This is a genomic window from Bacillus sp. ISL-51 (genome assembly GCF_018613535.1).
In the GTDB taxonomy this organism is placed as follows: domain Bacteria; phylum Bacillota; class Bacilli; order Bacillales; family Bacillaceae; genus Bacillus.
In genome coordinates this window covers 499,373-512,798 of the sequence record NZ_JAGGQB010000006.1, presented here as the reverse complement: position 1 = coordinate 512,798, position 13,426 = coordinate 499,373, and the positions used below count along the sequence as shown (strand labels likewise).

Annotated in this window: 20 protein-coding genes; 9 read left to right on the top strand and 11 right to left on the bottom strand. The window is 47.4% G+C overall.

Annotation, left to right across the window (positions count from 1 at the left end; all coding sequences use genetic code 11):
- The first annotated feature begins 167 nt into the window (after positions 1-167).
- Positions 168-521, top strand: a complete 354-nt coding sequence (locus J7E26_RS11360) for a helix-turn-helix domain-containing protein (RefSeq protein WP_214798803.1) — start codon at positions 168-170, stop codon at positions 519-521.
- Positions 522-530: 9 nt separating this feature from the next.
- Here the strand turns inward: J7E26_RS11360 and J7E26_RS11355 are convergent, their stop codons facing one another.
- Positions 531-1,694 carry a TIGR00375 family protein gene (locus tag J7E26_RS11355; protein ID WP_214798800.1) on the bottom strand — a complete coding sequence of 388 codons (1,164 nt, stop codon included), beginning with the start codon at positions 1,692-1,694 and terminating at the stop codon, positions 531-533.
- On the bottom strand, positions 1,694-2,248 hold the full coding sequence (locus J7E26_RS11350; protein WP_214798797.1) for an NUDIX domain-containing protein: 555 nt from the start codon (positions 2,246-2,248) through the stop codon (positions 1,694-1,696). The genes J7E26_RS11355 and J7E26_RS11350 overlap by 1 nt, the downstream gene beginning before the upstream one ends.
- A gap of 78 nt (positions 2,249-2,326) precedes the next feature.
- Here J7E26_RS11350 and mciZ point away from each other — a divergent pair, with 78 nt between their 5' ends.
- On the top strand, positions 2,327-2,449 hold the full coding sequence (gene mciZ, locus J7E26_RS11345) for a Z-ring formation inhibitor MciZ (protein WP_214798793.1): 123 nt from the start codon (positions 2,327-2,329) through the stop codon (positions 2,447-2,449).
- A 62-nt stretch (positions 2,450-2,511) separates the two neighbouring features.
- Complete coding sequence (locus tag J7E26_RS11340; RefSeq protein WP_214798790.1) at positions 2,512-3,432, top strand: aldo/keto reductase; 921 nt, start codon at positions 2,512-2,514, stop codon at positions 3,430-3,432.
- A 33-nt stretch (positions 3,433-3,465) separates the two neighbouring features.
- On the opposite strand, the gene J7E26_RS11335 is transcribed toward J7E26_RS11340, so the two are convergent.
- Positions 3,466-3,693: a YqkE family protein gene (locus J7E26_RS11335; RefSeq protein ID WP_214798787.1), complete on the bottom strand. Its 228-nt coding sequence runs from the start codon at positions 3,691-3,693 to the stop codon at positions 3,466-3,468.
- Between the two features lie 63 nt (positions 3,694-3,756).
- On the bottom strand, positions 3,757-4,086 hold the full coding sequence (locus J7E26_RS11330; protein ID WP_214798784.1) for a MerR family transcriptional regulator: 330 nt from the start codon (positions 4,084-4,086) through the stop codon (positions 3,757-3,759).
- A gap of 262 nt (positions 4,087-4,348) precedes the next feature.
- On the opposite strand from J7E26_RS11330, the gene J7E26_RS11325 reads away from it, so the two are divergent.
- Positions 4,349-5,263 carry an alpha/beta hydrolase gene (locus J7E26_RS11325; RefSeq protein WP_214798781.1) on the top strand — a complete coding sequence of 305 codons (915 nt, stop codon included), beginning with the start codon at positions 4,349-4,351 and terminating at the stop codon, positions 5,261-5,263.
- A gap of 36 nt (positions 5,264-5,299) precedes the next feature.
- On the opposite strand, the gene J7E26_RS11320 is transcribed toward J7E26_RS11325, so the two are convergent.
- The 5 genes from J7E26_RS11320 to J7E26_RS11300 all read right to left on the bottom strand — a co-directional run bounded on the left by J7E26_RS11320 (position 5,300) and on the right by J7E26_RS11300 (position 7,744).
- Positions 5,300-5,539 carry a DUF2552 family protein gene (locus tag J7E26_RS11320; RefSeq protein WP_061520864.1) on the bottom strand — a complete coding sequence of 80 codons (240 nt, stop codon included), beginning with the start codon at positions 5,537-5,539 and terminating at the stop codon, positions 5,300-5,302.
- On the bottom strand, positions 5,514-5,876 hold the full coding sequence (locus tag J7E26_RS11315) for an iron-sulfur cluster biosynthesis family protein (protein WP_214798973.1): 363 nt from the start codon (positions 5,874-5,876) through the stop codon (positions 5,514-5,516). The genes J7E26_RS11320 and J7E26_RS11315 overlap by 26 nt, the downstream gene beginning before the upstream one ends.
- A gap of 70 nt (positions 5,877-5,946) precedes the next feature.
- The gene (locus tag J7E26_RS11310; RefSeq protein WP_214798778.1) at positions 5,947-6,918 is read right to left on the bottom strand and encodes a GNAT family N-acetyltransferase; all 972 of its coding nucleotides are present in this window, start codon (positions 6,916-6,918) and stop codon (positions 5,947-5,949) included.
- Positions 6,915-7,259, bottom strand: a complete 345-nt coding sequence (locus J7E26_RS11305; RefSeq protein ID WP_214813311.1) for an antibiotic biosynthesis monooxygenase family protein — start codon at positions 7,257-7,259, stop codon at positions 6,915-6,917. Before J7E26_RS11305 ends, J7E26_RS11310 begins: the two co-directional genes overlap by 4 nt.
- 14 nt (positions 7,260-7,273) lie before the next feature.
- Positions 7,274-7,744 (bottom strand): GNAT family N-acetyltransferase, encoded by a 471-nt coding sequence (locus tag J7E26_RS11300; RefSeq protein ID WP_214798773.1) that lies wholly within the window; start codon positions 7,742-7,744, stop codon positions 7,274-7,276.
- 281 nt (positions 7,745-8,025) lie between these two features.
- On the opposite strand from J7E26_RS11300, the gene J7E26_RS11295 reads away from it, so the two are divergent.
- From J7E26_RS11295 to J7E26_RS11275, 5 genes are all read left to right on the top strand, one after another.
- The gene (locus tag J7E26_RS11295; protein ID WP_214798770.1) at positions 8,026-9,252 is read left to right on the top strand and encodes a DNA polymerase IV; all 1,227 of its coding nucleotides are present in this window, start codon (positions 8,026-8,028) and stop codon (positions 9,250-9,252) included.
- 14 nt (positions 9,253-9,266) lie between these two features.
- A complete protein-coding gene (locus J7E26_RS11290) occupies positions 9,267-9,611 on the top strand; it encodes a YolD-like family protein (RefSeq protein WP_214798767.1) in 345 nt (114 codons plus the stop codon).
- A 106-nt stretch (positions 9,612-9,717) separates the two neighbouring features.
- Positions 9,718-9,924 carry a YqzH family protein gene (locus tag J7E26_RS11285; protein WP_214798764.1) on the top strand — a complete coding sequence of 69 codons (207 nt, stop codon included), beginning with the start codon at positions 9,718-9,720 and terminating at the stop codon, positions 9,922-9,924.
- Between the two features lie 642 nt (positions 9,925-10,566).
- Complete coding sequence (locus tag J7E26_RS11280; RefSeq protein WP_214798761.1) at positions 10,567-11,793, top strand: MDR family MFS transporter; 1,227 nt, start codon at positions 10,567-10,569, stop codon at positions 11,791-11,793.
- 46 nt (positions 11,794-11,839) lie between these two features.
- Positions 11,840-12,007: a DUF4083 family protein gene (locus tag J7E26_RS11275; RefSeq protein WP_214798758.1), complete on the top strand. Its 168-nt coding sequence runs from the start codon at positions 11,840-11,842 to the stop codon at positions 12,005-12,007.
- On the opposite strand, the gene J7E26_RS11270 is transcribed toward J7E26_RS11275, so the two are convergent.
- A complete protein-coding gene (locus J7E26_RS11270) occupies positions 12,002-12,394 on the bottom strand; it encodes a VOC family protein (RefSeq protein WP_214798971.1) in 393 nt (130 codons plus the stop codon). The genes J7E26_RS11275 and J7E26_RS11270 overlap by 6 nt on opposite strands.
- Before the next feature lie 29 nt (positions 12,395-12,423).
- Positions 12,424-13,383 (bottom strand): type I pantothenate kinase, encoded by a 960-nt coding sequence (gene coaA, locus J7E26_RS11265; protein ID WP_214813310.1) that lies wholly within the window; start codon positions 13,381-13,383, stop codon positions 12,424-12,426.
- Between the last annotated feature and the right edge of the window lie 43 nt (positions 13,384-13,426).

Below are 13,426 nucleotides of genomic sequence, written 5' to 3'. Positions count from 1 at the left end.
CCTCTTCATCATTTCTCAAGATGTATTAAGCATTCGCTTTTCGCATACTTTTAATCAAATTATAGACAGACAAATGAAATTAATCAAGCTATTGTTATTCAATTCGCGTACACTTTTACATATCGATATGATATAATTTGCTCAAGTGAAAAGGAGCGGTTTTGAATATGAATTTAGATCGTTTAACTGAACTGAGAAAAAAGAAAAACTGGTCGCTGCAGTATACAGCTGACCGGCTCGGCATCGCCAAAAGCACGTACGCCGGATATGAGTCAGGCTACCGGCGTCCGTCTTTTGAGGCGCTGGGTACGCTCGCTGATCTGTTTGATACGACATGCGACGATTTACTCGGCCGTGCTGAAAAAAAAGCAAAACCCTTCGCCCATGCCGTTGAATTAACGGAAGCAGCCGAAGGATCAGGGACGCTGACTGTTGACGGACAGCCGCTGACTCAGGATGAGATCATCCAATTGATCGCATTTATCCGAACGAAAAAGAAGATTCAAGAGGAGCTCGGATAAACACCGCCTTTAAGGCTTGAGCCGTCCATACGTTCCTCCGCCTCCGGCCTCAAGCCCTATTTGTCCTGTGCGCGCTTTGTGGATGACGGCCGCTATTTTACGCGGCACCACGCGCGCTAAGTCCTCTTCTTCCGCCTGATGCAGGATCGCCATCTCGGTCCCGAAGGCCAGCTTCAGCTTTTCCAATGTTTTCGGCCCGACGCCGGGAACAAATTGCAGCGGGATTTGATGGATATACGGGGGCCGCACAGCGCGGCTTTTTTTTTGATCGCTGAGTTCTTCCAGCCGCTCACTGACACCCTTTGTAAATGTTTTGCCGCCGCACTCCGCACAGACTCCATCCCCTTTTTCAAGCGGACTTCCGCATGTATCGCAAGCCGTCCGGTAATACTTCCCAAGCTTCGGGTTCAGTCCGTAATTAGCGGCGATCTTTCTGCCGTCTTTCCCTTTTAACGCCAGAGAAAATTCCGTAAAATTCGCTTCTTGAAGAAGCAATTGATTATATTCTCTGCCGATTTTCCCTAAGGAATGCGCATCAGAATTTGTTAAAAATGTATATCGGTCAAGCTCCGATAACCGGGAGGCCATTTCCGTGTCACAGCTTAAACCGAGCTCAACCGCATCAATGAGCGAAGGCTCGAATACTTCAGCCAAGGAAGCGTTGACGCCTTTCCCGTAGAGACTTTTGTGCGGAGTGAATATATGGGCGGGAATAAACAGCCCGCCCAACTCCTTCGTTTTCGTTTGAAGATTCAAACCGGTTTCGTAAATGCGCTGTGAGCTGAGATGAATGTTTTTGAGCCGCTCAGCCAGCCACGCGGAAAATTCCTTCATCTCCGCAAGAGCCGGCATAAAGACCAGAACGTGAATCGGCCCGCGGCAGGATTGATCATATATCTCCAGTTCACTTCCTAACAGAAGCGTTGTATTCCGGTAACGGATACCGCCCTCTTTCAGCTCATGGTATTTCCCTGAGTCAATTCCGTGTTCAATTTCTTGAATGACTTCCGGAGAATGGCAGTCAATAATGCCTAACAGCTCAATTCCTTTCCCCTCGCTTGCTTCAGCTAATATCCGGTCCAAGGTCAGCGTTTTGGCTCCGGTGATCTTGACCGGTCTCCCCGTATAGGTACGTCCGATATGAATATGCAGATCCGCATATACGGTTTTCATCATTTTCTCTTCAGCGCTTCCTTCAGCTGAAGATACTGAATTGCATACGCCGTTTTTGCATCGTACACTTGGCGGGATTCCGCCAGCTCCAGCGCTTCTTCAAGCGTGACCAGCATCACTTCGACAAATTCGTCCTCATCAAGCTCCCGTTTTTCTTCAAGCGGGGAAAGCCCTTCGGCAAGGAAAAGATGCACGATCTCGTCCGCAAACCCGGGCGATGTATAAAAAGCGGTGATTTTCGTCAAGGTTTCCGCCGTATACCCCGTCTCTTCTTCAAGCTCTCTTAATGCCGTATGCTCCGGCTCTTCACCTTTTTCGAGCTTACCGGCCGGAATCTCAACGATTGTCCGCTCCAGCGGCTTCCTGAACTGGCTGACCAAAATCATTTTTCCTTCTTCCGTCAACGCGAGCACTGCAACTGCCCCCGGATGCTTGACGATTTCCCGTTTGCTTGTTTTTCCGTTCGGAAGTTCTACATCCTCCAAGTAAAGGTCTATTACTTTCCCATTATAAAGCTGCTTTTTAGAAAGTGTTTTTTCTTCTAAATGTTTCATCATTTCATCTCCCGTTCTGTCTCTCTATTATGCCTCATACATTTTATCATACATGCATAATAGGGAGGTGCTTTTCGCTTGAAGGTGTACCGGATGGAAAAAAGCATCGTTTTGGTCGGAAAGGCTTGGGAAGTGCGGGCTAAGCTGAAAGAGTACGGGCGCACATTCCGTTATGTCGGAGATTGGATCGCCGGGCCTTAACAGTTGAAAACTTCGCGCCTTTATATTACGGTCAATAAAAGACCAGAAAAAGGAGCGAAACCATGAGAAAACGCACGTTAGGCCGTTCTGATTTAGAAATAAGCGAAATCGGGCTCGGCTGCATGTCACTCGGTACAGACAAAAACAAAGCGCTGTCCATTTTGGATGAAGCGATTGAACTCGGCATCAATTATTTAGACACCGCCGACCTTTATGATTTCGGCCGGAATGAGGAAATTGTCGGGGAAGCCATTCAAAACCGGCGGCACGATATCATTTTAGCCACTAAAGCCGGGAACCGCTGGAGTGATGAAAAAGACGGCTGGTATTGGGACGCTTCAAAAGCATACATAAAAGAAGCGGTCAAAAACAGCCTTGCCCGGCTGAAAACGGATTATATCGACCTTTATCAGCTGCACGGCGGCACGATGGAAGACAACATTGAGGAAACGATCGAAGCGTTTGAGGACTTAAAACAAGAAGGAGTGATCCGTTACTACGGCATCTCCTCCATCCGTCCGAACGTCATCAAAGAATATGTAAAAAAATCTAACATCACAAGTGTTATGATGCAATTCAGCCTTCTCGACCGGCGCCCTGAGGAATGGCTGCCTCTTTTGGAGGAGCACGGAATCAGCATAGTCGCAAGGGGCCCGGTCGCAAAAGGGCTGCTGACGGAAAAACCGCTGGATCAGGCAGGCGGCCGCGTGAAACAGCACGGTTATTTAACGTATTCTTTTGAAGAATTGGCCGACACCAAAAGAGCCATTTCCGGTGTCGCCCCGGATCTCAGCATGACGGAATTGTCTCTTCAATACCTGCTTTCACAGCCGGCTGCCGCCTCTGTCATTACGGGAGCAAGCTCACCGGAGCAGCTCAAAGAGAACTGCTTGGCGGCAGAGGCCCGCCGTTTAAGCGGACAAGAAATAAAAGCACTGCAATTTTATACAAAACGAAGCGTATACGAAGCTCATCGCTCCTAAACAAATAAACCAGCATCTTTTTCAGATGCTGGTTTATTTATATTTGTGCCAATCAAGATTGCTTTCATTCAGCAGTTCTTCAAAGCTTTTATTCTTTTCGATTTCTTTGCGTTTTCTGATCTGTTCCGCCTTTTTTTGCGCTTGTTTTTTCTCACCCTCTTCCTTCAGCTCACTTTTCATTTGCAAAAGCTTGGCCTTCAGGTCAGCTTGCAGGTCGTCTTTCAAGCTGTGTTTTTCCTTAGATGACTGCTTCTTTTTCATCATTATGCCCCCGTATTCGGATGATTGTGAAGCAAGTGTATCACGGACGCGGAAGGCGGACAACTATCTTTCCTCTTGTTCGGCAAGATGTGCTGCTGCCTCATCAGCATCATTTGAAATATGTTCGGTAAACCATTGCATCCCTTCTTCCTCATGCTGATAGTGCCATAAAAGTGACAGTACATTATCGCTGTCAGCCCGACTTTTATTCTTGATCATTGCTTCCGCTCGGCTGATGGTATCAATTGCTTTGTCTATATGTCGTCTTTTGTTCATAAGCTGTTGTTTATGCTTGATTAATGTGTCTATTACTTGTTGTGCAGGTGAATGTATGTATTTCTTTATTTCTGCCAGAGAACAGCCGATAAACGTTAATGCTAATATCTTATTCAATTCAAACAATGATCCATGTGAATAAACGCGGCGGCCGTTTGCTTCGCAGTCCGCGGGTTTACACGCCTTTTTGGTCGTAATATCTTAAAGTGCGTTCTGTCAGTCTTGCAGATTCCCCTACTGTATATGTTTTTTCCCCTCCATGTTCGTTATATGTTAATGATACGGCATGACGCTGCGTAAAGAGCAACGTTCACCTGAAGGATTTTTTGAAAATGTGTCATATTAAACCTTATGCGTTATTCAGAAAGGAGAATGCTTCATGAAAAAATGGCTGGCGGTGTTCGGTTCGGTTTGCACCGTTATTTTGGCGGCTGGGATTGGGTTTACGAATGTGATCATGTTCATTAAGAAAAAAACCGATGAAGAGATTATGAAGAAGGAAATCGCAGACGGGCACGACATATTTGAATCCTTTCACACGATGGAAAAAGAAGAAGCGGTCATCCCGTCCCGCCACGGGTATGACATAAAAGGCTATTATATCGCGCCTTATGATACGGCAAATACCATCATCATCTGCCACGGCGTCACGGTAAATGTGTTCAATTCACTGAAATACATGCACTTATTTTTAGATTTGGGCTGGAATGTGCTGATGTATGACCACCGCAGACACGGAAAAAGCGGCGGCAAAACGACGAGTTACGGATATTTTGAAAAGGATGATTTACATGAAGCGGTAAACTGGGTGCGCAAAAAAACCGGAGCCGGCGGGCTGATCGGCATCCACGGCGAATCGATGGGGGCCGTGACGGCTCTCTTATACGCGGGAGACTGTCAGGACAACGGCTGCGCCGATTTTTATATAGCTGATTGTCCTTTTGCCAGCTTTCGCGGACAGCTCGCCTACAGGCTGAAGCGCGAGTTTCGGCTGCCTCCATGGCCGGTTTTGCCTTTGGCTGACGTCTTTTTACGGATAAGGGAGGGGTACTCCATCCGGGATGTGTCGCCTTTATCCGTCATAAGCCGCATCAGACAGCCTGTTTTGTTTATTCACAGCAAGGAAGATGACTATATTCCTCCCGCTTTCTCGGAATTACTGTACCGCAGAAAACGCGGGCCGAAGATGCTGTATCTTGCCGAAGCTGGCGGCCATGCCATGTCATATTCGAAAAATCCGGAGAGCTACCGAAAAGCCGTGAAAACATTTTTAGAAACGATAGCGCCAACTTAAAAAAGCGAAAGAACGATTCTGTTCTTTCGCTTCCCGTCATAAAACGTCGGTAATTCCGTCCATATGCTCCCCGATCCAGTCAATGGCAAGATCTATTGTCGTAAACTCCTGGGCTTCAAAGGTCATTTCATCCTGAAGCAGCCAGACATCCTTCTGAACGGCTTCGGCGCCTCCGATAGACCAGTGCAGCAGGCTGTACGGGTGATTTTTATTCAGGAAGGATACCCACGTTTTATGCTGTGCTGTTTGTTTAATGGCTTTCAGCTTTTGATCCACTTTCGCTTTCTCCCTGCTTTACTAATATACTCATTCTCGGGCTCAGCATCTGCGCCGGGCTTTTTAAGGCCAGCGTTTTTGCCTTTTCATTGTAATCGATTGTCATTTCCTCGTCAAAAAACACTTTTTGTGAGGTTTGGATATAAAGCGGGAGCCCGTTTGTTTCAATGCGTTCACATTCTCCCGTTAATTCTTCCGCCAGCCAGATTGTCGGCACGCCGCTTACGGCGCAGCCGCAGCCTTCAGCATCGAAACGGAGCTGAGCTTTTTTTCCCGGGTTGGCATCCATCGCCGGCTGGAGCGTTTGTTTGGCCGCATCGGTCACATGTATTTGCATAAGGTGATCCCCCGTTTTTTTCATTTTCGCCATTGTAGCATACCGCACGGCTGGATGCACCGTTTCTGTTTCATTTACAGCCGTCTGCTTCCCAGCTTTTCGCCCTTTGTTCAGCAGCCTTGATCCATTCATTTTTCCCTTCGATATACTTTGAAATATCGTCCGGGTATGTATCGGCGAGCTGCCGTTTCAGCTTTATATATTCTGCGGCTTGCCCGGGGCAGGCAGTGAGATAATCCCTGAACAGCAGATGCCGCTTGATTTCCGGATGCCCGGATTCATATATGTGAACATGGTGCGTGCGCTGATTGCCTCCCTTTTGAAAAAAGCGCCGGTCCTTGATCCCGTTTTCCCCTTTTGCTTCATAGCCGAGTGCTTGCATCTGCGGACAATAACGGTCCGCGGCATGGATGTTATCGACCTCTGCTACTATATCAATGACAGGCTTTGCGGCCATATTGGGGATGGAGGTGCTTCCGATGTGGCTGACAGATCGGAGGGCTGAGCCGAAGACCTGAATCAGATTCGCTTTTTCTTTGTTAAACATCGCTCTCCACTCAGGCTGATACGGAATGACTTCCACTTTTCTTTTCGGACAGAGCTGAAAAACCGAGAGTGTCAGTCCTTCTGCCGCCTCGATCTGTTTTGTTTCTGTGAATCCGGCCCTTAGATAGAGAGAGACTGCCGGGGTATTGTCTTTGGCTGTTGTCACTTCTATTGTTTCAGCGTCTACATTCATGTCTATCACAAATTGAACAAGCGCCCTCCCGATTCCTTTTCTAAAGCCGGACGGATGCACCGTCAGCCGGCATATGACAAGTTGATGCCCTTTTTTTTCATACGAAATGACGCCGAGGAGCTGTTCCTTTTCTCTAAAGCCGGCAAACGTTTCCTGTGATCGTTTTACATCGGTTTCTGTCTCATGCAGAGCCGGAATGCCGAAAAATCCGATCAGCTCGGCTTCTTTTTGATATGAGCAGCGCTGAACCGCCACAATTTCCCGCGCCGTCTGTTCTTGTGTATGCGGTAAAAATGTAATCAACCTTCTGCTCCTTTTGGCGCAAAAACCCGCTGTGACTCCGCCTTCGTAATGCGGACGGCATATGATTCATACCAGGTACTTCTCCCTTTTTGTTTCGCCGTTTGATGGTCAGTATGGTCTTTCCACCGCTTAATCGCATCCATGCTGTCCCAGTAGGAAACGGTGATGCCGCGCCCGTTTTCCTCCCGGACGCTTTCAACGCCTAAAAAGCCCGGCTGTCCGCTTGCCAAAAGCATCATCCGCTCTGCCGTATTCTCATATTCTTCATCATATTTTCCCTTTATTGATGAAAAAATGACCGCATAATAAGGCGGCTCCGGCGTATTGGCTAAAAAACTCATACTCCGCCTCCTCTCTAAATGTGCTTCACAAACAGAACCCGGTCTTGACCCGAACCGTCGTAATTCGCAAAAACAGGGATTCCGTTTACGGTTTTGGTGCCTTTTTCAACCTCGAATCCTAATTTTGTATGATAAGCAATTGACACTTTATTGACAGGCGCCGTGACGCAATTGACTTTTGTGCAGCCTCTTTCTTTAACCGTTTCAATAAATCGGTCATAGAGCTGTTTCCCAATTTGCATTTTTCTGAAATCAGGGTGCACACCTGAAAAATGAATGTAGGCTGTCTCAGGATCTGATTGTGACTGAAACCCGATTAAAAAACCGGTCATTCCCTCCTGGCCGTACGTAATAAAGCTTGTGTCCTGAAAATGTTCAAAAAACAAACGCGGCAGTTTTTCTTTTATCTGTCTGCCGCCCCACCATTCATTCAAAACAGACGTAACCATTTCATAGTCTTCAGACGTGATTGTTCGAATGTCCATTGTCAATTGACTCTCCTTTTCGCCCGGCAAAATGAATGTCAGCTCTTTTTACTGGAATATAAAAAATTATATGTGGGTTGTTAGTAATTGTAAATGTTTTCTTTTCAGGAAAAAAGCAGTCCGATAGACCGGCCTGAGAAAGAAAAAAGATAAACATCGAAATAACAGCGGTTTACAGCTTCTTTTCTTTATCCCATCCGAAGAACTATTTACCAGTATAAACGCCGTCATACTTCGGATACAATAAAAATAGAACAAGTGTTCCTAAAGGTGGTTTTTTTATGACTGAGATCCTTCTTGTGGATATGGAATCATTTTACGCGTCTGTTGAAAAAGCGGAGGCGCCTCATCTCAAAAGCCGGCCCGTGATTGTCTCGGGAGATCCAGCAAGGCGCAGCGGCGTCGTGCTTGCAGCCTGTCCGCTTGCCAAACAATTCGGCGTAAAAAACGCTGAACGGCTGTGGGAAGCGCAAACCAAATGTCCGGATGCCGTCATTGTCCGCCCGCGGATGCAGCGGTATATTGACGTGTCCGTCATGATTACCGAGCTGCTTGAGCGGTATACAGATCTGGTTGAGCCCTACTCCATAGATGAGCAGTTTCTCGATGTGACCGGAAGCAAGAGGCTGTTCGGCGATCCTTTTACCATTGCCAAAAGCATTCAAACGGCGATTATGAATGAATTTGGCATTTATGCCCGCGTCGGCATCGGGCCGAATAAAGTGCTCGCGAAAATGGCTTGCGACCATTTTGCCAAGAAAAATGCGTCAGGCATTCACAGATTGGATCTGTCAAACATCCAGCAGGATCTGTGGACTCTGCCGGTCGGAAAACTATTCGGCGTCGGAAAACGGATGGAACACAATTTAAGACGAATGGGCATCAGCACGATTGGCGGTCTTGCCGAGCACCCTCCCGAACTGCTGAAAAAGCGCTGGGGAATTAACGGCGAACTGCTTCAGCGGACAGCGCACGGCATTGATCCCTCACCTGTCACCGTAAACACGCACAGCCGGCAAAAAGCGGTCGGCCATAACATGACTCTCCCGAGGGACTACTGCAGCTTTGAGGATATTAAAGTCATTTTACTTGAGTTAAGCGAAGAAGTGGCCCGCCGCGCCCGCTTTAAACAATATATCGGCCATACAGTTTCCGTAAGCATCAGAGGCGCTGATTTTGATTTCCCCACAGGGTTTCACAGACAAAGAAAGCTCGCTTCTCCAACAAATGTCGGAATGGATATTTTCAAAGAGGCGGTCAAGCTTTTTCGCGAGCATTGGAACGGCGAGCCCGTCCGAAGCGCCGGAGTCGCCCTCTCCCAGCTTGAGCCCTGCCATTATTTTCAGCTGAGCCTGTTTGATGCCCAGGAGAAAAAGATCAGCCTCGGCAAAGTATTGGATGATATTCACGAACGATACGGCCCCGCGGCGCTGCTTCACGCCGCCTCTCTTACTGAAGCCGGCCAGGCTTATCACCGGGCTGAAAAAATCGGCGGGCATTACAAATAATCGAGGTGGTATACATGAATCCGAATAAATTAACGCCCGGGTATAATGTCATGTGGGAATCAAGCCGAATGATGCTGCCCGAGCACAGAGAACAGCTGCTTGCCAAAAAACGAAAAGAAGAGGAATTCCGGTTCCCGGAGCTGAGCGAGGATCAAACGAACGATATGAATTGCATCATCACAAAGTCGATCGAAGAGGACAGAGCCATTATGGTCACCTATGCCTCAGCTCAAGGCCCGCTCCGGTTTTGGGGGTGGATAAAGCAAGTGATGCACCATGAAAAACGCTTAAAAATCATCAACGATGAAGATGCGTTAACTTTACCTTTTCACCGTATCATATCAGTCGAATTGGAATAACTAAAAAGCGGTATTAGCCTGACAGAAAATATGATGATACAAGGGTGTGAGAATGGCATCATATCTAGTAGAATAAAGGCGAATCATAAGAATAGGAGAGTAAATGATGGATCAATTTATAGAAAAAATGATGGGACAGGCTCTCCGCCAGTATGGGCGGAATGTGGCAACAGACCCGCTGAGCCCGTATGAAAAGCAAAGCTTAAAAAAAGCCTTGGAAGAGAGAAGAAACGAAGAGCCCGATGAGGATCTCCATGCCCATGTAGAGGATATTATTTATGATTATGTCACCAATCAAGGGCAGTTTTCCTGACAGGTACACGTTTATGCGCCGGGCAATAAGGAATCGTTCGGGGGTGAACCTTTCAGATTGCATGGTGCAAGTGTGTGCCTGTCGGGCCCTATTTCAAAATCGGTTATGCCGTTCTTTTGTTATGTCTCATTATTTATCTCGGAACATTAATAGATTTTTTGTTTTTGCCTATTATCATTACTCTTAAAAACCTTGTTTCGCCCATTGTGTTATCTGACGCCCTTTACTTTATGCCGTCCGCTCGTCCGGCTGCTTCAAACGGGAGCAGAGCTGCCGAAAGGAATCGCCGTTTTAGCGATTTTTGCGGGCGGACTTTTTGCGCTCTTTCTCTTTACGGCTTGCAAACTTTATAGATCATTTCCAGAGTGACCGCACAGGCTGAAAACTGGATCGGACAAATTCAGAGCACCCAGAAACTGGCGATTCTATCCGCTGACTATCATTTTTCTTTTGCTTGCCGCCGATAAGTTTGCAGGCATTATCGGGATGCTGCTAGTGGTGTCAAAGGTCATTGTCAGTCCTCTGCAAAAGCTGTTCATTCTCAGAAAATAGCTCTGTGAAACTGTTCTGGATTCTTTTTTGATTGGAAGAGGAAATTTTTTCTTGTATGATAGAGAAAGATGACATACAGGAGAGAAACAGATGAAAAAATGGAGAGAGATTCATCCCATCAGTTGGACCATTATTATCGGAACCATCTTCGGCCGCATGTCTACGTCAATGAGCATCCCTTTTTTGGCGATATATTTAACAGCCGAAAAGGGAGCATCAGCCTCATTTGCGGGGCTTGTCATTGCCGTGAGCTCGTTAGTCGGCATATTGGCCAGTTTTTACGGCGGGTATATATCAGACAAACTCGGCAGAGAAAAGGTGATGCTCGCAGCCATCTTCGGCTGGACATTTGTATTCGCCGGTTTTGCGCTCGCATCCCACATTTGGATTTTCATAGTAATGAATGCTTTAAACGGGCTATGTAAAGCTTTGTTCGAGCCGTCCTCAAAGGCTCTGTTATCCGCTATGACAAAAGAAGAAACGAGATTGCTTGTCTTTAATTTAAGATATACGGCCATCAATATCGGCGTTGTGTTCGGCCCGCTCCTCGGATTGTATCTCGGCTCGTCGCATTCCACCGCGCCGTTTCTCGCGCCCGCGGTCATTTACGCACTGTACGGGCTGATGCTGTTCATCCAGTTTAAAAAACACCCGGCCGGAACGGGAGCCCGTGTAAATGGAATCACCGTCCGGGAGGCTTTTTTCACTGCAAAAAACGATCGGCTGTTTACAATCGCCCTCGCCGGAATCATTTTATCTGCGTTTGGGTATTCGCAATTAAGCTCCACTTTTCCTCAATATATGGCAGAGAGCCCGTTTATTGAAAACGGAGCAAAGCTGTTCGGGTATATGCTGACATTAAACGCTGTGGTGGTATTGGTGACGCAATACCCGATCGTCCATGCCGCCAAGCGGTTTCCGCCGCTGTTTTCGATTATGCTCGGCAACGTGATGATCAGCGCAAGTCTGCTCATTTTCACAATTTCTCATAGTCTTTCTTCCCTTGTGGTGATTGTGATACTGTTTACGGTCGGAGAGGTGCTTCTGTTTTCAATGATGGATCTGTTTGTCGACCGCATTGCCAAACCGGATATGAAAGGAACGTATTTCGGAGCGATGGGTTTTTCGCAGCTTGGCAACGTAATCGGACCGTGGGCCGGAGGAGTGTGCATTGATTTATTCGGTCCAGATCATCCGTCCCTGATTTTTTCCGTTCTTGCGGGAGTGACGCTTCTCGGCATGCCGCTTTTAGCATTGGCTTACCGGCAAGTGAGGACAGCCGCTCACAGCACGCCGGAAATGGAAAAACCGCTGTAAAAAAAGGCGGGCTCTTAAAAGCCCGCCGCAAAAGCGAGGTGAGACGATGAATATTGGTGATGTAATCTTTCAATTGTTTTCGTTTGTCATTGCCGCCCTTTTCTTTTTTGCCGTTGTCTATGTATTCAGAAGTTTGAAGCAGCGCAGCGTGCAATTAGACAGAATCGAAAAGAAGCTTGATGCGCTCCGCAAAGAAGAAAACGAAAAGTTATAGTTCAGAAGCAGGAGCAGCCAATTCGACCTTTATCCGATCCGGGTCCTCCGTATATACGGCGTAATGCGTGCTTCCGCCCGCATACGGATGGCGGTCCCTGTAAAGCACGGGGCAGCCTCTGGCAAACAGCTTTTCCGTCATCTCGTCCACCTGCTCTCTTGATGCAGCATGAAAGGCCAGATGGTTCAGTCCGACCCGGCATCTGTGGTACTCCGGCTTTAAAAAACGCTCTTTTGTCTGTACAAGCACTATATAAAATCCGTCTATTTTCCAGCTGATGCCAGAGTCCCACTTTTGAAATTCCGTATAACCGAGTTCACCTAAAAACCACTCCCAAAACTGCGAGGAGGCCTTCAGGTCAGATACATACAATTCAATATGATGCACCATAGCATCCGCACCCTCCTCAAATCAAATCAGACTCTTCTTACCAACACCTCTTCCACCTTATGGCCGTCCCCTTTTCGTAAAATCAGATCAGACCTGAATTTCGTCGGCAGAATATTTTCGTACAGATTAGGGCGGTTGACGCTCTCCCAGATGGAGGCGGCCATCGCATCCGCCTCCTCGTCAGACAAGTCCTTAAATTTATGAAAATAAGAAGCAGGGTCCTGAAAAGCGGTTTCCCTCAGAAGGCGGAAACGCTGTAAATACCACGTGAAAATACGGCTTTCTTCCGCATCCACATAAATCGAAAAATCGAAGAAATCGGATACAAAGATGCGGGGGTTTTCCCTGTCATCTTTTAAAGTCGGCGACTGCAGGACGTTGATTCCTTCTATTATGACGATGTCCGCTCCTTCCACCACTTCGACAGCGCCCTCTTCCCTGTCGTAGGTGAGGTGGGAATATACCGGGGCTTCCACTCTCTCTTTTCCCGACTTCACATCATTCAGAAATTCAAGCAGCGCCTTTACGTCATAACTCTCAGGGAATCCTTTTCTGGACAGGAGGTTTTTCTTTTTTAATTCGGCTGTCGGGTACAAAAAACCATCGGTTGTCACAAGGCTCACCTTCGGCCTGTCCGGCAAACGGGAAAGCAGCTTTTGCAAAATTCTCGCCGTTGTGCTTTTGCCGACGGCAACGCTGCCGGCAATCCCGATGATAAACGGTATTTTCGCTGAGTGGGGATGCTTCAAAAACACGTTTACATGCTTGTTCCGTCTGGCGGCAGATGTCACATGAAGATGAAGCAGACGCACAAGCGGAATATAAACCGTTTCCACTTCCTCCACCGATAAGAAGTCATTCAGCCCCTCTACGGCCTTCGCCTCGGCCTCTGAGACAGCAATGGAGAGGTGGCCGCCGAATCCCGACCACGACTCGCGGCTGTGCTGCGTGTACAATGTATGTAAGTTTAACTCTTTACTTTTCACAATTTACACCAATCTCTCTGTATAGCTTCCGGTTTAAACAAAC

Bases quoted from the DNA above. Each gene is read 5' to 3' on its own strand.
- J7E26_RS11355 (WP_214798800.1), bottom strand. From the start codon at position 1,694: ATGAAAACCGTATATGCGGATCTGCATATTCATATCGGACGTACCTAT.
- J7E26_RS11305 (WP_214813311.1), bottom strand. From the start codon at position 7,259: ATGAGTTTTTTAGCCAATACGCCGGAGCCGCCTTATTATGCGGTCATT.
- J7E26_RS11335 (WP_214798787.1), bottom strand. From the start codon at position 3,693: ATGAAAAAGAAGCAGTCATCTAAGGAAAAACACAGCTTGAAAGACGAC.
- J7E26_RS11315 (WP_214798973.1), bottom strand. From the start codon at position 5,876: ATGCAAATACATGTGACCGATGCGGCCAAACAAACGCTCCAGCCGGCG.
- J7E26_RS11350 (WP_214798797.1), bottom strand. From the start codon at position 2,248: ATGAAACATTTAGAAGAAAAAACACTTTCTAAAAAGCAGCTTTATAAT.
- J7E26_RS11295 (WP_214798770.1), top strand. From the start codon at position 8,026: ATGACTGAGATCCTTCTTGTGGATATGGAATCATTTTACGCGTCTGTT.
- J7E26_RS11275 (WP_214798758.1), top strand. From the start codon at position 11,840: ATGAATATTGGTGATGTAATCTTTCAATTGTTTTCGTTTGTCATTGCC.
- J7E26_RS11285 (WP_214798764.1), top strand. From the start codon at position 9,718: ATGGATCAATTTATAGAAAAAATGATGGGACAGGCTCTCCGCCAGTAT.
- J7E26_RS11300 (WP_214798773.1), bottom strand. From the start codon at position 7,744: ATGGACATTCGAACAATCACGTCTGAAGACTATGAAATGGTTACGTCT.
- J7E26_RS11290 (WP_214798767.1), top strand. From the start codon at position 9,267: ATGAATCCGAATAAATTAACGCCCGGGTATAATGTCATGTGGGAATCA.
- J7E26_RS11340 (WP_214798790.1), top strand. From the start codon at position 2,512: ATGAGAAAACGCACGTTAGGCCGTTCTGATTTAGAAATAAGCGAAATC.
- J7E26_RS11360 (WP_214798803.1), top strand. From the start codon at position 168: ATGAATTTAGATCGTTTAACTGAACTGAGAAAAAAGAAAAACTGGTCG.
- J7E26_RS11325 (WP_214798781.1), top strand. From the start codon at position 4,349: ATGAAAAAATGGCTGGCGGTGTTCGGTTCGGTTTGCACCGTTATTTTG.
- J7E26_RS11280 (WP_214798761.1), top strand. From the start codon at position 10,567: ATGAAAAAATGGAGAGAGATTCATCCCATCAGTTGGACCATTATTATC.